General features: G+C 61.3%; 19 protein-coding genes and 1 pseudogene. 14 read left to right on the plus strand and 6 right to left on the minus strand.

Annotation, left to right across the window (positions count from 1 at the left end; all coding sequences use genetic code 11):
- On the plus strand, positions 1–503 hold a 503-nt coding region (locus Q0562_RS06820), incomplete at its 5' end, for a hypothetical protein (protein ID WP_298642892.1).
- A 202-nt stretch (positions 504–705) separates the two neighbouring features.
- The gene (fabG, locus tag Q0562_RS06825) at positions 706–1,467 is read left to right on the plus strand and encodes a 3-oxoacyl-ACP reductase FabG (RefSeq protein WP_298642894.1); all 762 of its coding nucleotides are present in this window, start codon (positions 706–708) and stop codon (positions 1,465–1,467) included.
- Between the two features lie 140 nt (positions 1,468–1,607).
- Here the strand turns inward: fabG and Q0562_RS06830 are convergent, their stop codons facing one another.
- Positions 1,608–2,027 (minus strand): diacylglycerol kinase, encoded by a 420-nt coding sequence (locus Q0562_RS06830; protein WP_298642897.1) that lies wholly within the window; start codon positions 2,025–2,027, stop codon positions 1,608–1,610.
- A 60-nt stretch (positions 2,028–2,087) separates the two neighbouring features.
- On the minus strand, positions 2,088–2,354 hold the full coding sequence (gene rpsT / locus Q0562_RS06835) for a 30S ribosomal protein S20 (RefSeq protein WP_298642899.1): 267 nt from the start codon (positions 2,352–2,354) through the stop codon (positions 2,088–2,090).
- Positions 2,355–2,529: 175 nt separating this feature from the next.
- Between rpsT and hemL the strand changes: the two genes are divergently transcribed.
- The 5 genes from hemL to Q0562_RS06860 all read left to right on the plus strand — a co-directional run bounded on the left by hemL (position 2,530) and on the right by Q0562_RS06860 (position 7,114).
- On the plus strand, positions 2,530–3,819 hold the full coding sequence (gene hemL, locus Q0562_RS06840) for a glutamate-1-semialdehyde 2,1-aminomutase (RefSeq protein WP_298642992.1): 1,290 nt from the start codon (positions 2,530–2,532) through the stop codon (positions 3,817–3,819).
- A gap of 2 nt (positions 3,820–3,821) precedes the next feature.
- Positions 3,822–4,460: a pyridoxamine 5'-phosphate oxidase gene (gene pdxH / locus Q0562_RS06845; RefSeq protein WP_298642901.1), complete on the plus strand. Its 639-nt coding sequence runs from the start codon at positions 3,822–3,824 to the stop codon at positions 4,458–4,460.
- Positions 4,461–4,470: 10 nt separating this feature from the next.
- Positions 4,471–5,361, plus strand: a complete 891-nt coding sequence (locus Q0562_RS06850; RefSeq protein ID WP_298642903.1) for a methylenetetrahydrofolate reductase — start codon at positions 4,471–4,473, stop codon at positions 5,359–5,361.
- Positions 5,362–5,427: 66 nt separating this feature from the next.
- Positions 5,428–6,255 carry a DUF1963 domain-containing protein gene (locus tag Q0562_RS06855; protein ID WP_298642906.1) on the plus strand — a complete coding sequence of 276 codons (828 nt, stop codon included), beginning with the start codon at positions 5,428–5,430 and terminating at the stop codon, positions 6,253–6,255.
- A 37-nt stretch (positions 6,256–6,292) separates the two neighbouring features.
- Positions 6,293–7,114 (plus strand): DUF2262 domain-containing protein, encoded by an 822-nt coding sequence (locus Q0562_RS06860; RefSeq protein WP_298642909.1) that lies wholly within the window; start codon positions 6,293–6,295, stop codon positions 7,112–7,114.
- 349 nt (positions 7,115–7,463) lie between these two features.
- Here Q0562_RS06860 and Q0562_RS06865 read toward each other — a convergent pair whose 3' ends face one another.
- From Q0562_RS06865 to Q0562_RS06875, 3 genes are read right to left on the minus strand one after another with little or no spacing between them, the layout of a single operon-like run.
- A complete protein-coding gene (locus tag Q0562_RS06865; RefSeq protein WP_298642911.1) occupies positions 7,464–7,967 on the minus strand; it encodes a DUF308 domain-containing protein in 504 nt (167 codons plus the stop codon).
- A 60-nt stretch (positions 7,968–8,027) separates the two neighbouring features.
- The gene (locus Q0562_RS06870; protein ID WP_298642914.1) at positions 8,028–9,665 is read right to left on the minus strand and encodes an NAD-dependent malic enzyme; all 1,638 of its coding nucleotides are present in this window, start codon (positions 9,663–9,665) and stop codon (positions 8,028–8,030) included.
- A gap of 31 nt (positions 9,666–9,696) precedes the next feature.
- Positions 9,697–10,662 carry an AEC family transporter gene (locus tag Q0562_RS06875; RefSeq protein WP_298642916.1) on the minus strand — a complete coding sequence of 322 codons (966 nt, stop codon included), beginning with the start codon at positions 10,660–10,662 and terminating at the stop codon, positions 9,697–9,699.
- Between the two features lie 194 nt (positions 10,663–10,856).
- Between Q0562_RS06875 and Q0562_RS06880 the strand changes: the two genes are divergently transcribed.
- From Q0562_RS06880 to Q0562_RS06905, 6 genes and pseudogenes are all read left to right on the plus strand, one after another.
- Positions 10,857–11,216, plus strand: a complete 360-nt coding sequence (locus Q0562_RS06880; protein WP_298642919.1) for a helix-turn-helix transcriptional regulator — start codon at positions 10,857–10,859, stop codon at positions 11,214–11,216.
- Between the two features lie 244 nt (positions 11,217–11,460).
- Positions 11,461–11,907 (plus strand): TonB-system energizer ExbB, encoded by a 447-nt coding sequence (exbB, locus tag Q0562_RS06885; protein WP_298642921.1) that lies wholly within the window; start codon positions 11,461–11,463, stop codon positions 11,905–11,907.
- Positions 11,894–12,292, plus strand: a complete 399-nt coding sequence (locus Q0562_RS06890; RefSeq protein WP_298642924.1) for a biopolymer transporter ExbD — start codon at positions 11,894–11,896, stop codon at positions 12,290–12,292. The genes exbB and Q0562_RS06890 overlap by 14 nt, the downstream gene beginning before the upstream one ends.
- Position 12,293: 1 nt before the next feature.
- The gene (locus Q0562_RS06895) at positions 12,294–13,157 is read left to right on the plus strand and encodes an energy transducer TonB (protein ID WP_298642926.1); all 864 of its coding nucleotides are present in this window, start codon (positions 12,294–12,296) and stop codon (positions 13,155–13,157) included.
- A 54-nt stretch (positions 13,158–13,211) separates the two neighbouring features.
- Positions 13,212–14,885: an ABC transporter ATP-binding protein/permease gene (locus tag Q0562_RS06900; RefSeq protein WP_298642928.1), complete on the plus strand. Its 1,674-nt coding sequence runs from the start codon at positions 13,212–13,214 to the stop codon at positions 14,883–14,885.
- Positions 14,886–15,180: 295 nt separating this feature from the next.
- Positions 15,181–15,880: pseudogene (locus Q0562_RS06905) on the plus strand (IS1 family transposase); the annotation flags it as partial.
- A 276-nt stretch (positions 15,881–16,156) separates the two neighbouring features.
- Here Q0562_RS06905 and Q0562_RS06910 read toward each other — a convergent pair.
- On the minus strand, positions 16,157–17,221 hold the full coding sequence (locus tag Q0562_RS06910) for a 3-deoxy-7-phosphoheptulonate synthase (RefSeq protein WP_298642931.1): 1,065 nt from the start codon (positions 17,219–17,221) through the stop codon (positions 16,157–16,159).
- A gap of 115 nt (positions 17,222–17,336) precedes the next feature.
- Here Q0562_RS06910 and Q0562_RS06915 point away from each other — a divergent pair, with 115 nt between their 5' ends.
- Positions 17,337–18,200: a polyprenyl synthetase family protein gene (locus tag Q0562_RS06915; RefSeq protein ID WP_298642932.1), complete on the plus strand. Its 864-nt coding sequence runs from the start codon at positions 17,337–17,339 to the stop codon at positions 18,198–18,200.
- Positions 18,201–18,238: the final 38 nt, after the last annotated feature.

An 18,238-nucleotide genomic window follows, 5' to 3' on the forward strand; every position in this document is an offset into this window, starting at 1 on the left:
AGGAACGAACCCAGCAAACCGCTTTTGCCATCGCAGATAATGCTTTGTATCACAATGCCTTTTTCTCGCAACGCCGCGACCGCCTGCATGTAAAGCGCGTTGGTTTCCCGCTCAACTGCCACGACCGTCAAGGCGTGCTTGCTACAAGCGTCGTAGAGGACCATGACGCCCCATTTTCGGCCGAAATAAGTGGTGTCCATGATGAGGTTCACGGGTGCCTGTGGCAGCGCGCATTCGGCCTGTGTAGCGGCTTTGGCGAGGTGACGGCGGATGGTTTTGAGGCTGCATCCGTGCTGCGCGGCAAGCTGTGCGGCGCTTTGCTTGCCTTCGCTGTAGCACTGCCAAAGGGTGTTGGGATTAAGGCGTTGGCCCCCTATGAAATGGCGCTTACAGGAGCCGCAACGGTATTGCTGTTTTCCGTTGTCACGATGCCCGTTTTTCTTGACCTGTTTGGCGCCGCAGAAAAAGCATTTTTTGTGTTCAAAGGTTTTGACCCCGCGTAAAGCCTTACAGCGTAAGGGCTACAACGATTTTTAGCATGAAATTTGTCCATTACGCCGATTTTTTTTGTTTGCATCATGTCGCCGGGAAGGGCGGAATCCGTGCCTGCGGAAATCCGGAAACCACATTAACAAACGGGAAACACCGTTTGCTGTGAAGAACATTACTATAATCTGCACAAATTCACAGCAACGGGAGCGCCTTATGCATCTCTTTTCCCTGCGCGGCCAAACCGCCCTGATTACCGGCGCCGCCAAAGGCATCGGCAAAGGCATTGCCGCCGTCCTGCAACAGGCGGGGGCGACCATCACCATTGCCGACATCGATCGCGAACACGGCACCGCTACCGCTGCCGAACTGGGTGCCCATTACCAATACGTCGATGTCCGTGCACAGGCGAGCTGCCATGCCGCCGTGCAAGCCGTGGCAGAAAAGTTCGGCCAACTCGACATCCTCTGCTCGAATACCGGCATCTTTCCGCAGAAAACCCTGGCAGAGATGACGGAAGCGGACTGGGACGAAACCCACGGCATCAACCTCAAAGGCACTTTCTTCATGGTGCAGGCGGCGCTGGCGGTGATGCAGCCGCGCGGTTACGGGCGCATCGTCATCACCTCGTCCATCACCGGCCCGGTGACCGGCTTTCCCGGCTGGAGTCATTACGGTGCCAGCAAGGCGGGACAACTCGGCTTCATGCGCAGCGTCGCCCTTGAATACGCCCGCTTCGGCATCACCATCAACGCCGTCATGCCCGGCAACATCCTGAGCGAGGGTCTGCTCGCCCAGGGCGATACCTACCTCAACCAGATGCGCGCCGCCATCCCGACCCACACCCTCGGCACCCCGCAGGACATCGGCTACGCCGCCTGCTTCCTTGCCAGCCGTGAAGCGGCTTATATCACCGGGCAAACCCTCATCATCGACGGCGGGCAAATCCTGCCGGAATCGGCAGAAGCCCTGCTTTGATTGCCCCGCCGCGCGCCAGCCGCCATTTGCAACTGCGAAAATCGGCGGTTGGTGCGGCGTGTTGATAACAAAAGCAAAAAAGAACCTGCCGCAGGGCGGGCAGGTCGCCTGCCGCAACGCTGAGTGTCAACAGACCCTGATCAGCTATACGCCCCATACAACGCTATTGCCCACAAGATGGCGACGAAGGTCAGGCAGGTGTATTGCGCCGCCGAGCCTGCGTCTTTGGCACGTTTGGCAAGCGGGTGGATGGCGGTCGAGGTATGGTCAACCGCTGCTTCCAGCGCAGTGTTGAGTAGTTCGGTGACAAGCGATGCGCCCGAGGCGAAGACGAGCAGCATTTTCTGCGTCAGCGGGAAGGGCAGGAAAATCAGCAGGATAAGCAGTACCGTATGCAGCATCAGCAGTTCGCGGAAGCCCGCTTCTTCGATGGCGGCCTTTATGCCGTCCAGCGAGTAGCGCAGGGCATTAAAAAGGCGACCAATGCCACTTTTCGTGCCTTTGAAGGCGGCGGCGGGGTTCTCTGACGTGAGGGGGGGAGATTTTTTTTCGTCCTGCATGGCAATATCTCGACAAATAAAAACCCGCCATAGGAGCGGGTTTTGGGGAAGCGGTAGCAATCAGGTGGCAACAGCCTTGATGCGGGCGCTCAGACGGCTTTTCAGGCGGGCCGCTTTATTTTTGTGGATGAGGCCCTTACGTGCAGCGCGGTCCAGCGCGGAAGAAGTTTCGATGAAAACGGCCTGCATGGCGCTCTTGTCGCCACCTTCGATGGTGCGCAGCAGTTTTTTCACGGCAGTACGCATGGCGGAACGCTGGCTGGCGTTACGGGCGCGGGCTTTTTCGGACTGGCGGACGCGTTTTTTTGCTTGTGCTGTATTAGCCAAGATATTTCTCCTAAATAATCAATGAAAAAGGGGTAAAAGAGGGCGCGGATATTGCCCTTTTTCTTTAATTTTGTCAATGACTTTTCCCCTGCGACAGGGCCTTCCGGGCCTGTGGTTGTAATCCCCCTGCCGTGCTTCCATAATGCTGCCCTTTCCTGTTTTCGAGGTACTTTCCATGTCGTCGCAAGATGCTTTTCTCGCCGCGCAAAAGGTTATTCCGGGCGGGGTCAATTCGCCCGTCCGCGCTTTCCGCAGTGTCGGCGGTACGCCACGCTTTATCGCCAGAGCCGAAGGGCCTTATATTTTTGATGTGGACGACAAACGCTATATTGACTATGTCGGCTCGTATGGTCCGGCTATTGTCGGCCATGCCCACCCGGCCATTGTCCGTGCGGTACAGGAAGCGGCGACACGCGGTTTCGGCTTCGGCGCGCCGACGGAAGCAGAAACGGCGCTTGCCGAAGCCATCGTTGCCCGTGTGCCGGCGGTGGAGATGGTGCGCCTGTGCAATTCCGGCACGGAAGCGACGATGAGCGCCATTCGCCTTGCGCGCGGCTACACTGGCCGCAGTGATTTTTTGAAATTCGCCGGTTGCTATCACGGTCACAGCGACGGCCTGCTCGTCGCCGCCGGTTCCGGTGCACTCACCCTCGGCGTGCCGGATTCGCCCGGTGTCCCCGCCGCCTACGCACAACACACCCTGACTGCGCCGTATAACGACATCCCCGCGCTGGAACAGGCATTTGCCGACTACGGCGACCGCCTCGCCGCCGTCATCGTCGAACCCGTCGCCGGCAATATGAGCTGCGTCCCGCCCGACCCTGCCTTTTTGCATACCCTACGCCGCCTGTGCAGCGCGCACGGCGTCGTGCTGATTTTTGACGAAGTGATGACCGGTTTCCGCGTCGCCCGCAGCGGCGCACAAGAGTATTACGGCATTGAGGCCGACCTCGTCACCCTCGGCAAAATTATCGGTGGCGGGATGCCGGTGGGTGCCTTCGGCGGGCGACGCGCCATCATGGAACAGCTTGCCCCGCTTGGCGGCGTTTATCAGGCCGGAACGCTGTCCGGCAACCCTGTATCCGTCGCCGCCGGTATCGTCAGCCTCAGCCTCACTGACGACCCTGCGTTTTACCAACGCCTCAGCGAACACACCACAGCGCTGGCCGACGGCCTGCTTGACCGCGCCCGTGCGCACGGCATCCCGCTCGTCGTTAATCACCTTTGCGGCATGCTCGGCCTCTTTTTCAGCAGCGAAGAACGCATTGACAACCTCGAAGCCGTCAAACGCAGCGACACCGCCCGCTTCGCCCGCTTCTTCCACCACATGCTCGATGCCGGTGTGAACCTCGCGCCGTCTGCCTTCGAAGCCATCTTCACCGGCAGCCAGCACAATGCCGCCGTGATTGACGCGACCCTCACCGCCGCAGACCAAGCCTTTGCCAAACTCACCAAGGGGGAGTGAACATGGACATCGGCAACATCCGAAAAGACTTCGCCGACCACCCGCCGCTCGAACGCGCTGACCTGCATGACGACCCCATCCGGCAATTCGAGCGCTGGTTCAGCGAAGCCCTTGCCAGCGGCATCGCCGAAGCCAACGGCTTCGTCCTCAGCACCGTATCCGCCGACGGCCAGCCCTCGCAGCGCGCCGTCCTGCTCAAATACTTCGACGCCGACGGCTTCGTCTTCTACACCAACTACGACAGCCGCAAAGCGCAGGAAATCGCCGCCAACCCGCGCGTTTCCATGCATTTCCCCTGGTTCGCCCTGCAACGCCAAGTAAAAATTGAAGGTAGCGTCGAAAAAGTCTCACGCGAACAAACCCTCAAATACTTCCTCTCGCGCCCCAAAGGCAGCCAGCTTGGTGCCTGGACCTCGCCACAAAGCCAGGTCATCAGCTCGCGCCAACTGCTCATGCAACAATGGGAGCGCATGAAAGCCAAATTCGCCCACGGCGACATCCCGCTGCCCGACTTCTGGGGCGGCTACCGCATCCGCCCGCATGCCATCGAATACTGGCAGGGCCAACCCAACCGCCTGCACGACCGCTTCCGCTACACCCGCACCGAAAACGGCTGGGACATTGCCCGCCTCGCCCCCTGAGTCCGCGCCCATGAACATCGACAAAACCGACCTGCAACAACTCATCTACCAATACAGCATCGAAATCGTCCCCAAAACCCTGCGCCAAATCGGCGACATCCGTCCCTGGCTCGCTCCCGGCACCGAAGTGTACGTCCCCAACCTGCGCGGGCACAAAATCAGCGACAGCCTTGACGCCTGCGCCCAACTGCAAAGCCAGCACATGCAGGCCGTGCCGCACCTCGCCCTGCGCAACATCGCAAGCGAAGACGAACTGCGCCACACCCTCGACCGCATCACCGCCCTCGGCATCCGCCGCATCCTCGTCCTCGCCGGCGGTGCCAAAGAGCCGCTCGGCCCCTACGGCAGCGTCAAAGACCTGATGAAAACCGGCATCCTGCAAACCTACCCCTTCGAGCACATCGGTTTTGCCGGCCACCCCGAAGGCTCACCCGACATCCCCAAAGCTGAACAGGAAGCCGCCGAAGCCCAAAAACAGGGCTACGCGCTCACCTACCCGCACGACTACTACCTCACCACCCAATTCTGCTTCCAGATCGCGCCCATCACCGCCTGGCTTGACCACCTGCGCGCGCGCGACATTACCCTGCCCGTACACATCGGCATCCCCGGCGTCGCCGGCACCACATCGCTCATCCGCCACGCCCAGGCCTGCGGCATCGGCCAATCCATCAGCTTCCTGTGGAAAAACGGGCGCAACATCCGCCGCCTCATGGGCATCAGCACTCCGGACAAACTCCTCACCGACCTCGCCGCCTACCGCAAAACCCACCCCGACAACGCCATCCGCAAACTGCACTTCTACCCGCTCGGCGGCTTCGAGACCACCGTCAACTGGCTGCGCGCCATAGAAGCGGGCAACATCACCCTGACGGACGACGGCTTTACCGCCCAAACCTGACGCGTCGGGCGGGGCAATTACGCACATCCCGCCTCACCGGCACCCCAACCCACACCGGAGTCCCGCATGAGCAAAACCCCCGCCATCGCCGCCCAAATCGCCGACATCCGCGCCAGACTTGCCCGCCCCTGCACCGCCTTCACCACCGGCGGCTTCCGCCCGACCCACAGCGACCGCGGAGGCTGGCTTGGTCGCGTGTACATCTGCCGCCCCGACGAAACCGACCAACCGCAAGACGCCAACGGCAAGCCGCTCTACCCGCTGGCACAAATCCACCTGCCCGGCCTGCCCTGCATCCCCGCACAACTGCGCCACCTCACCTGGCTCACCCTCTTCATCGGCGACGACATCCCGCCGCTGGAAGAATACCCGCATCCCGAATGGCTCGCCGCCCCCGCCTCACTGCGCGGTGACACCATGTGGCGCACCGACCCCGGGCGCAACGGCAACGGCTGGCTCATCCGCGAATACACCGCTGCCGACCCCCTCATCCATCACCCCTACCCCGAACAAAACTGGCCCAAACCCTTCCCGCTCAAAGCCGAATACCACGCCATCAATATGCCGCTCTGGGACGGCGGCGGCATCCCGCCCGACATCGAAAACCAAATCTGCGCCCTCAGTCCCGAATACCCCAACCCCGCCGACGAAAATACCCTTGACTACTTCAAAGACATCCGCCATGACGACGAGCACGCCTACACCCACAAACTCGGCGGCTACCCCTCCTTCGCCCAAAGCGGCATCGGTCTCGCATTCCAGCCCGGCTACGAATACGTCCTGCAAATAAGCAGCGACGAAAAAGCGGGCTTCAACGTCATCGACAGCGGCAGCCTCATGTTCGCCCGCAACGCAGCAAGCGGCGACTGGCTGCTCTACTACGACTTCTACTGAACCGCCGCCCCATCAACCCACCCACACCGAAACGCCCATGAACACCCGGGAACAACAAGAACGCGCCGTCTTCACCGCCCTCTACCGCGACGAAGCCCGGGAAATCGCCATTCTCAGCAGCGAAGGCTGCGAAGGGGCGGGCAGGGCGGGCAAAGCGCTCATCTGGTCTGCCAACTGCGACATCCTCGCCTACAAAGACGGCGGCCAACTGCACCACGAAGAAGGCAGCGTTTCCTGGCCGGCAAACGATGCCGAACTCAACAGCGACGACCGCCCCCGCTTCCGCGACCTCACCCTCTACCGCCTGCGCGTCTGCCCGCACAAAACCGCGCCGCACGACTTCCTGCTGCTGGACATCCTCGCCGCAGACGTGGCCGACAGCGACCTCGAAACCATCCGCGCCGCTTACCGGCAACCCGTCATTTGGCAAGAAGCGCCCTTTGCCTCCTTCACGCTGGACAAAAATTTCCATACCTACAACGGCGAAGGCGACTGGCCGGGGCAGACCATCCGCTTCGCACTCGATGGCGACGACGAACAGGCACGCCCCACCGCCGCCGCCATTGCCACCCTGCGCCGCCTCACCGCCGCGCCGCAAGCATGGCATGACCGCCTCACTGCCCACGCCGCGCACGCCCTCCTCGATACCGCGCGCGCATGGCAGGCAGACGCGGAAAACGGCGACCCCGGCCTCAGCGAAGCCGCCTTTACCCGCCGCATCCGCCTGGAAGAAATCACCATCGGCGAAGACGGCAGCTTCACCGCCTGGTTCAACGACGACAGCATCTTCTGGGGGCACGTCATCACGGTCAGCATCGGCGCCGACGGCGCATACGAAGACGCCGACATCGCCGGATAACGCCAAGCGACACAACCACGGGAAGAACCCTTCCCCGTGGGTCTCTATACATCTCGATAGTCCGCGAAGAGGACAAAACCGTCGCCGCCTGCACTATCCCAGCGGCACGGGCGTGGCGCGCGGCCCGGTGAAAAGCGCGCCGGTGGCTGTAAATATAGTCGTTTCAAATGGATACGGTGTTGGCGAGAAGTGCCAACCCACTCAGATGATTTTCCGGGATGGGTTATAGTCAATAGCCAAGAAGCCGTAACAAGGCGCGCCGCCGCAGGCGGTACAAATGAGTACGGCAAGTATGAAACAGGTGGGCTTGAAGCCCGCCCGTTCTGTTGGCAAAAAGCCCGGCAGCGGTTTATCCGCGTTGCCACGACCAGATGATGAGCGCGACGCCGTTGGTCAGCAGTTCGATGGCGAGGAAGATGCCGAGGGTGAAGCCGGCGGTGGCCGGGAAGCCGCTGATGATGCACAGCGCCAGCAGCAGCGAGATGGTGCCGGAGACGGCCATCACCCAGCGCGGGTTGCCGGCGAGGTAGCGGAAGGCAAGGGTCAGGCGGAAAAGCCCGGCGAGCAGGAGGAGAAGGGCGCAGAGGACGGTCAGGGCGATCATGCCTTGCAGCGGGCGGGCGATGAGGTAGATGCCGAGCAGCAGGTAGGTGATGCCGATGAGGCAGGTCACGCGGCGCAGTTGGCCGGGGGGTTCGTGCCGGGCGGCGTAGAGGATGGTCAGCGCGGCGAGCAGGAAGCACCAGCCGGTGAGTTGTTCGATGGCGAGCGTCGCCGCGAAGGGGTTGAACCAGGCGAGCAGGCCGCCGATGAGCGAGAGGATGCCCGCGAGGAGCAGTTCGTGTTTTTTCATGGGTTTTTCCTGTGGAATGGCAAAAGAAAGGGGGAGGGGCGGGCTGCCGCCCGCTGTATTTCATGAATAGACAGGCTGCCACATCGCGTCCTGCACCGCCTGCACCCAGTTGTCCGCCTGTTTGCTGGCGACGCCGTCTTTTTCCGCCTGTTTGGCGACGGCGACCGCGACGGTGGCGGAGGAGGCGCGCAGGTTGTCCACCGGCGGCAGGAGCGACGCGCCCACGTCCTGCGGGTTGACCTGCGAGGCGACGGCTTCGGCGGCAGCGAGCAGCATGCCGTCGGTCACGCGGCTTGCGCCGGAGACGATGACGCCGAGGCCGAGGCCGGGGTAAAGCATGGCGTTGTTGGCCTGGCCGATGACGTAGTTCACGCCTTTGTACGGCACGGGCGGTACGGGGATGCCGACGGCGATCAGCGCCTTGCCGTCCGACCATTGCACGGCGTCGGCGGGCATCACTTCGATGCGTTCGGTCGGGTTGGAGAGCGGCAGCAGGATGGGGCGCGCGACGCCCGCGCACAGCGCTTTGATGACGGCCTCGGTAAAGGCACCGTGGTCGGTGGAGGTGCCGATCAGGATGGTCGGCTTCACCTGCTTGATGACTTCGAGCAGGCCGATGTTGCCGTCCGTTTTCGCCCAGGCGGCGACTTCGGCGGCGGGGCGGGCGTATTCTTGCTGGTAGTCGGGCAGGTCGGCCATGTCGTCGGTCACGAGACCGTGGCGGTCAATCAGCCACACCCGTTTTTTTGCCTCTGCGCGCGAGAGGCCGTCGCGCTGCATCGCCGCGCTGATTTGATCCGCCATGCCGGTGCCCGCCGTGCCCGCGCCGTACACCACCAGCCGCTGTTCGGCAAACGTCTGTTTGGTCACTTTCAGGCCGGAGAAGACGGCGGCCATCACAATCGCGCCCGTGCCCTGCATATCGTCGTTGAAGATGCGGTATTGGTCGCGGTTCTGCACCAGGATGCGGCGGGCGTTGGATGGGCCGAAGTCTTCAAAATGCAGCAGCGCGTTGGGGAACATTTCGGCGGCAGTTTTCAGATATTCGGCAATCAGCGCGTCGTAGCGTGCGCCGCGCACGCGGGCGTGACGGTTGCCGAGATAGGCGGGGTCGTTGAGCAGCGCCTCGTTGTCAGTGCCGACGTCAAGGTTGACGGCGATGGTGCGCGCGGGGTGGATGCCCGCCGCAGCGGTGTACACCGCCAGCTTGCCGACGGAAATATCCGTGCCGTTCACGCCCCAGTCGCCGATGCCGAGGATTTCCTCCGCGTCCGACACCACCAGCAAATCCACGTCGTCCGCACCGAGGCCCAGCGTTGCGAACGCCGCGCGGATGTTCTCCGGATGGTTCACATCGAGATAGACGGCGCGCGAGCGGCGGTAATCGCGGCTCCATTGTTTAATCGCCTCGCCGACGGTCGGGTCATAAACAATCGGCAGCATTTCGGCGAGATGGTCGGTGAGCAGCTTGTAGTAGAGCACCTCGTTGCGGTTGTGCAACTGGTCGAGAAAGATGTATTTCTCCATGTCCTTCGCAAAGGATGCAAACTGGCGATAGGCGCGCGCCGCCTGCTGGTCGAGCGTTTCCACGGCGACGGGCAGGCGGCCGGTAAGGCCGTATTTCGCGCGTTCTTCCGGCGTGAATGCCGTGCCTTTGTTGGTCAGCGGGTTTTGCAGGATGGCGGGGGTGTTGCTCATAGTGGTCTCCTATGATGGTTGGGAAAGGGGTTCAAAGGGGCAGCCATGCCAGCAGCCAGTCCACCAGCGGCACCACCACCATAAACAGCAGCGTGCTGGTGGTGACGACGTTGGTGGCGAAACGCACGTCGCCCCCGGCTTCGTTGGCGAGAATCGGCAAGACAGCCAATGCGGATACGGACGACTGCACAATCAAAGTTTTGGCTTCCGCCGCAGGCAGCGGCAGCCAATGCCTGCCGCAATAAATCAGGGCGAGCATCAACAGCGGCGCGAAAACAAATTTGCCCAGCAGCGCGGCGCTGGTATCGCGATCGAAGCGGATGCTGGCGAGTCCTGCATCGCTCAGGGTGATGCCGATATAGAGAAGCGAGAGCGGTGTGACCGTTGCGCCGAGATAGCCGAGGGTGGCGTGCATGAAAGACGGCACCGGTATATCGGCCAGCAGGAATACCATCGCCAGCAGAAAGCCCAGGAGCGGCGCGGGTAGCAGTTTCTTCCACTCAAATTTTTTCTGCGGCGCGGGTTCTTGTCCCGGCAGCGGGTCGTTTGCAATCAGGAAGACGCCGAACGCCCAAGTGGATACCGTATTCAGGACGTAATAAACCAAGAAATAGGGCATGGCTGCGTCGCCGAACAGCGCCACATTGAGCGGCAGGCCGATGAAAATCGTGTTGGCATTGACGATGGTGTTGATAAAGACGCCACGCCGCCCGGCACGCACCCGCAACGCCTTCACCATCAGCCAGGCCGCCGGATAGCCGAGCAGCAGCGATGCCGCGCCGTAAACCAGGCCGTCCGACAACGCGGCAAGCTGGTCGCGGTGAAGATACGTCAGCACCGAGACGAAAATCGAGGCCGGCAGGGCGATGTGCATAATCAGCCGCGAGATGTTGGCGGCGAAGTCGTCGGCAAACCAGCCGCGTCGGCGCAGCACAAAGCCCAGCGCAATCAGCAATACGATGGACAGGACGCTTTCCACGGCGGTAAGGAAAATCATGGGCGGCTCCTTGGTCGTAACCGGCGGAAATAAAAAGAAAACCACGCGTGACGTGGTGACATGGCGACAGGTGCCGCCGCATTGTACACCGAAAGCACAAACTGAAAAGATGACCAACCACACCAAAAAGTCCTTAACCGTTCCGTCAGAAAGGTTGAGCATTCAACCCGCAAAGACCAGAAAAGGACAGAAAAATGAACCTGAACCACGAAGAAATCAACCGCCGCATCGGCCGCGCCATCGCCAAATACCGCCAGGAAAGCGGTCTCACCCAGGAACAGGTGGCGGAACTGCTGCACATCGGCAACGAGGCCGTCTCGCGCATGGAGCGCGGCCTGATCATGCCCAACGTCATGCGCCTGCTCGAACTGGCGGAAATCTTCCACTGCACTGCCGCCGACCTGCTCGCCGAAGGTAGCCCGCGCCTCTTCGACAAGACGCACCACATCCACAGCAGCATCGCCAACCTCGCTGAAGACGACCGCCAACTGATGCTGCACGTCCTTGAACTCTTCGCCCGGCGGTTGCGCCGTACGCCGGGCCGGGCAAACTGATGCCGCAAGACGCGGGCCTGCCAGCGCATCGGCCACGCCTTTGCCGCCTGCGGTTATCCACAAAAGCTGTGCATAACTCCGGCAGACGGAGGCTTACCCCGTGTTCACAAAAGAGAAATTTTCCCTGCTTTCTTTTTGCGCAGGGCGTGCGGTGTCAGGCAACAAACAATAATCCCTCGTATTTACATGACATAGGGGGGTGGGTATAGTGCAAGCCCTTTTTACTCACCGGAGCATCCCGACCATGGAATTTCTCAAAGCACACGTCGATTACATCATCCTCGGCACCCTCGGCCTGATGAGCCTCATCATGCTGTGGAAAGTCGTCGAGCGCTACATCTTCTTCGCCCGCCTCGATGTGCGCCGCTACCCCAACATCCACGAACTCGACATCGCCCTCGAACGCAACCTCACCCCCATCTATACCATCGGCTCGAACGCGCCCTACGTCGGCCTGCTCGGCACCGTGACCGGCATCCTCATCACCTTCTACGACATGGGGCAGCACGGCGGCAACATCGACGCCGCGCAAATCATGATCGGCCTCGCCATGGCGCTGAAAGCGACCGCCTTCGGCATCCTCGTCGCCATCCCGTCCATCATGTTTTACAACCTGCTCTCGCGCAAAGTCGAAGTGCGCCGTGCCAAATGGCAGTCCTACCAGGCGGGATACAACAATGAAAAAATTTGACCAGATCAACGTCATCCCGTTCATCGACATCATGCTGGTGCTGCTCACCATCGTGCTGATGACGGCGAGCTTCATCGCCCAGGGCAAAATCGAGGTCAACCTGCCGACCTCGAAAGAGCCGACCAAACTCGAAGCCGAAGACACCCTGAAACTCATCACCATCGACAAGGACGGCATCTATTACCTCAAAGACGGCGGGCAGAGCGAGCAGAAAATCGGCACGGAAGCGCTGAAAACCACCGTGGACGGCTGGCAGGAGAACCAGCGCGTGACCCTGAAAATCGACGCCGACACACCCTTCCAGCACTTCATCACCGTGCAGGACATGCTCAAAGGCAAAAAATTCCGCGTCGCCGTCCTCTCCATCCCGGCCGGGGAACACTGACATGGCCGGATACAGCCGCGCCGCCAGCATCACCGGCTTCGTTGTCTCGCTTGCCGTGCATGCGGGCATTGTCGCCGGCGGTGTCTGGATCTACCGGCAAGACCCGCCGCCTGCCGTCATCACCCCGGAAATCCTCAACTGGGAATGGGCCGAATACGCCCCCGAACCCGAACCGGCCGCGCCGCCGCCACCTCCCCCACCGCCGCCGCCCCCCGAACCCGAACCGGAAATCCTGCCCGAACCCGAGCCCGAGCCGGTTGTCGAAGAAACACCCGCGCCGGTCGAAATCGAAAAAAAACCGCCACCGAAAAAAGAACCGCCCAAAGAAAAGCCCAAACCGAAAAAAGAAAAACCGAAAGAAAAGCCCAAGCCCAAAGAAAAACCGAAGCCGAAACCGGAGCCGGAGCCGCGCGAACCCGCCTCCGAAGTGCGCGAACGCCCCGTCTTCACCCCGCCGCCGGCGCGGGTCAGCATCGCCCCGCCCGTGCCGTCATCCACTTACGGACAGGGACAAACGCCGAACGCCCGCCCGGATGCCGGTGCCGGACGCGGCGGCTCGCCGGACGGCAGGGTCGGCGGCAAACCCGGCGGTGAAATCACCACGAAAAACTACAACCAGGGCCTGCAACAGCGCATCGCCGGTGCCGTCGCCAAACGCAAGGGCCGCATCCGCGAACGCGGCACCGCTGTGGTCGCCTTCGACATCCAGGCGAGCGGCGCGTTCAGCAACATCCGCATTGAGCAGAGTTCGGGCGTGCGGCAAATCGACGACCTCATCCTCGATGCCGTGCGCAGCGTCGGCCGCTACGCCGCCCCGCCCGAAGGCAGGACGGTGAGCAAACGCATCCCGCTCAATGTCAAATAACCCGACACCGCGCTCCGGCGCGGTTTTTTGCCGCCTCCGACCACGCCCGTCATCATGAAAACCCTCGCCCGCTTCCTCCGCCTCATCGCCCCCTACTGGTTCACCCGCCGCAGCCTGCCCGCCTGGGGGCTGCTTGCCGCCGACACCGCCTGCACCCTCCTCCTCATCCTCATCGGCGTGTGGATCGTCCGCTGGGACAAGCGCTTCTACGACGCCCTCGCCGATTTCAACGGCGCCATCCTGCCCGCGCTTGCCGCCGAATACCTCGGCTACCTCGCCCTCCTCGTCACCTTCATCGTCAGCGGCGAATGGCTGCGCAAAGTGCTGCGCATCCGCTGGCGCGAACAGATGAGCCGCGACTTCCAGCACGCCTGGCTGGCAGAACACAGACACTACCGCCTGCAACAAGGCGCAGAACCGGACAACCCCGACCAGCGCATCGCCGAAGACATCGCCCTGCTCGCTGAACAGACCCTCGACCTCCTGCGCAGTTTCATCCAGAAAAGCGTGACCCTCGTCACCTACCTCGGCATCCTCTGGGGGCTTTCCGGCGTGCAGACCTTCACCATCGCCGGTTACAGCTTCACCATCCACGGCTACCTCGTCTGGGTCGCGCTCGCCTACTCGCTCATCACCACCCTCATCGGCCACCTCATCGGCCACAAACTGCAAGCGCTCAACGTCGAGCGCCAGCACCGCGAAGCCGACTACCGCGCCACCCTGCTGCGCGTGCGCGACCACAGCGAACAAATCGCCCTCTATCGCGGCGAAGCGGCGGAAGAAGCCCGCCTGCAACAGCGCTTCGAGCACATCAAGACCAACTGGCGCGCCCTCATCAACCGCGAACTCATGTTCAGCACCTTCACCGCCAGCTACATCCGCATCAGCATCTTCATCCCCATCTTCGCCACCCTGCCGATGTATCTCGCCAAAACCCTCACCTTCGGTGACATCATGCAGACCCGCGCCTCCTTCGCCCGCGTGCAGGACGGCTTCGGCTGGTTCCTCGACAGCTACAAACAGCTCATCGTCTGGGCGGCAGTCATCGAGCGCCTCGCCCGCTTTCAGGACGCGCTGGAACAACTGCCCGCCGCCAAACATCCCGCCACCGACAGCGGCGACGACAGCATCACCACGGAAAACCTCTGCATCGACAGCGCCGACGGCCGCCCGCTGCTCGGCAACCTCAACCTACACGCCACCGCCCCCGAACGTCTGCTGCTCGACGGCGCCAGCGGCATCGGAAAAACCACCCTGCTGCGTACCCTGGCGGGCATCTGGCCACACTACCGGGGGCATTACCGCCTGCCCGCGCGCGGCATCCTCACCCTGCCGCAGCGCCCCTACCTGCCACAGGACACCCTGCGCGCCATCCTCTGCTACCCCGCACGCGACAGCATCGCGGACGAACGCCTCACCGCCGCGCTGCAACAAGTCGGCCTCGACCGCCTCGCCGCCCGCCTTGATGACGAAGCAGAATGGCAGCGCATCCTCTCCGGCGGCGAACAGCAGCGCATCAGCCTCGCCCGCGCCCTCATCACCCGCCCGCACATCCTCCTCCTGGATGAGGCGACGAACCAGCTCGACGATGCCGTCGCCCGCACCCTCATGCAGACCCTGCACGAAACACTGCCGCACACCCTGTGCCTTGCCATCAGTCACCAGCCGCCGATCAAGACCCTCTTCCCCCGCTGTATCGATCTGAACCGCCACGTCGTGGCAGGCTAACCCTCAGGCAGACAGGTATAGGTGCCTCCCTGCGAGATGGGCGAATGCCTTTGCAAACGGGGGAAGGTTTTTACGTATAGTCGTTTCAACTAGAACTGATACGGTGTTAGCTCGCCTCGCCGTACTATCTGTACGGTCTTCGGCTCGCCGCCTTGTCTCAGTCCTATTTGAAACGACTATAACCAGCTTCATTCGGGGAACTTCATTTTTTGGTGGTGTTCTAAAAAGTATGCTGACACTGGTGTCGGTAAGCAGAAACTAAAAAGGCAACGGGCAGATGCGTTATGTTGTGTCTGTGAAAATACAATTAACACTCTGTTGCCCCCGTTGCCATGGGCAGAGTATAAAGAAAAATGGCACCAAGCGCTACGGCAAACAAAATTACCTCTGCAAAGATTGCTGTCGTCAATTTATTGGCGACCATAATTTGACCTATATTGGATATCGTTCAAACATTATTAAAATTATCCTCAAAATGCCGGTTCGTAATTGTGGCATTCGTGATATTTCCGCAATAACAGGATGCAGCAGGTACAAGGTGCAGAAGGTGCTAAAAACGTCACAACATCATGTCCTTCCTAAGAAAAATCATTATGATACTTTAGAGATTGACGAGATCTGGACTTTCGTCGGCAGCAAAAAGAACAAGGTATGGCTTATTTATGCTTATGACCGTGGTAGCGGCGAGATAGTGGCTTATGCCCGGGGGAAACGGGATATTACCACAGTAAGGGAATTGGAAGCACGTTTAAACGATCTAAGGATTACTTATGGGAATATCGCAATGGATAAGTGGCAGAGTTTTGTTGAAGTATTCGGCAGTGAAAAATCGAATATTGGCAAGAAATATACGGTGGGAATTGAAGGCAATCATTGCCGTCTGAGACAACCGGATCAAGCGGATTGTGAGGAAAACCTGTTTTTTTTCAAAGAAATTGCTCTACCACTTCAAGGTCTTTAATCTAGCTTTTCACTACATCAACTATGGCATTGTCCAGCCCGGCATACTTTTCAGGTCACCACCCAAAAATCTGTGCCGCAATCCGGCTTGCGCCTTTGCATATCGCCGGTATCTCTTCCGCCAGCGGACGTACAGCACCGCAGTCGCCGGGGCAGCGTCTTGTGTGCCGTTCGTCGCCATGACAATCTCCGCTTTCTCTGGGAGCTGCCGCCAGTATGGTGAAAAAGGCAAACCACACAGCGTGGCGGCACAAAAAAAGACGCTGCGGCGGGCAGCGTCTTTCATTATGCGTATGCATGGCAGGCGGTACCTATTGCGGCGCTTTCCGCTGCCGTTCGGCCACGGCATCCGCCAGCAGTGCCAGCATCTTCTCCGTGTCGTCCCAGCCGATGCAGGGATCGGTGATGCTCTGCCCGTACACAAGCGGTTTGCCCGCTTCGAGTTTCTGCGCGCCTTCGACCAGATTGCTCTCCGCCATCAGGCCGATGATGTGGCGGTTGCCGGCGGCAATCTGCGCCGCGACGCTGGCCGCAACCGTCATCTGCCGCAGGTGCTGCTTGTTGCTGTTGGCGTGGCTGCAATCCACCATCACGTTCTGCGGCACATGCGCGGCGGCGAGGGTGGCAACGGCAGCCTTGACGTGTGCGGCGTCGTAATTCGGGCCCTTGTTGCCGCCGCGCAGGATGAGGTGGCAATCCTTATTGCCGTGGGTGGTAACGATGGCGGCGTGTCCGCTTTTCGTGGCGCCGAGGAAACTGTGCGCACAGCGCGCCGAGACGATGGCATCTACCGCAATTTGCACGTCGCCGTTAGTGCCGTTCTTGAAGCCGATAGGGCAGGAAAGACCTGAGGCCAGCTGGCGGTGTATCTGGCTCTCTGTGGTGCGGGCACCGATAGCCCCCCAGCTGACCAGATCAGCGATGTACTGCGGGATGATGACATCAAGATACTCGACAGCGGCGGGAATGCCCGCTTCGGCCAGGTCCAGCAGCAGCTTGCGCCCGATGGCAAGCCCTTCGTTGATGGCAAAGGAGCCGTCAAGATAAGGATCATTGAGCAGCCCCTTCCAGCCCATGGTAGTGCGCGGTTTCTCGAAATAAACACGCATCACGATGAGCAGTTGTTCGCGGTAACGCTCACTCAACGGGCGCAGGCGGGCGGCATATTCATGTGCGGCATCCACATCATGAATCGAGCAGGGGCCGATAACCACCAGCAGGCGGTCGTCCGTGCCGTCAAGGATGCCGTGGATGACCTCTCGGGCGGCGTCAACCGTTGCGGCCGCGCTTTCGGTCAGCGGATGGCGTTCCAGCAGCGCGAAGGGGGGAATCAGTTCTTCAATGGCGGCAATGCGCAAATCATCTAAAGGTTGCATGGTGCATTCCATAAAAAATCGGGTTCGGCAAGATAACGTAAAAAAGCGGGCAACGGTAGGGGCGGCGACGCATTTCCAGTACAATCCGCCGTCCCTACCAACCGCGCCACCACCCATGTCCGACCTGCTCGCCGCCTATCAGTCCCGCCTCGAAACCGCCCTCGCCGCCCGCCTGCCGCCCGCCGGTGAACGCCTTGCCGATGCGATGCGTTATGCCGCCCTTGGCGGCGGCAAACGGTTGCGTGCCGCGCTGGTGTATGCGGCGGCAGAGGATTTCGCCGTGTCGCCGGATGCGGCGGATGCTGCCGCCTGCGCCCTGGAAGCACTGCACGCCTACTCGCTCATCCACGACGACCTGCCGGCAATGGATGACGATGACCTGCGCCGTGGCCGCCCCAGCACGCACAAAGCCTTTGACGAAGCCACCGCCATCCTCGCCGGCGACGCGCTCAATACCCTTGCCTTCGCGCTGCTCGCAGCAAGCCCGCTGCCGCCTGCCGCCCAGGTCGCACAAATCCGTGTTCTGGCGGACGCCGCCGGTTGGCGCGGCATGGTCGGCGGGCAAATGCGCGACATCGCCGCCACCGGCAAGCGGCTGACCCCGGAGGAACTGCAAGCGGTACATCACGGTAAAACCGGTGCCCTGATCCGCGCCGCGCTGCACTGCGGCGCCATTCCCGCCGCCTGCTACGACAAACACCGCCCGACTCTCGACACCCTCGGTACCGCCCTCGGCATTGCCTACCAGATTGCCGATGACATTCTGGATGTGACTGCCGATAGTGCCACGCTCGGCAAAACGGCAGGCAAGGACGCCACCCGGGGCAAAAACACCTATCCCGCGCTGTTGGGGCTCGATGCCGCCCGGGCCGCACTTGCCGCACACAGCGTCGATGCATGGCGTGCCGCCCGGGAACTGCCCGGCGGCGCGCCTCATTTGTGCCAACTGCTGGTCATCATCAACGGGCGGGAATACTGATGCCAATCCCGGCCTGTGCCGAGCACTTCGTTTTCGGG

Source organism: uncultured Cardiobacterium sp. (genome assembly GCF_938028825.1).
Lineage (GTDB): Bacteria > Pseudomonadota > Gammaproteobacteria > Cardiobacteriales > Cardiobacteriaceae > Cardiobacterium.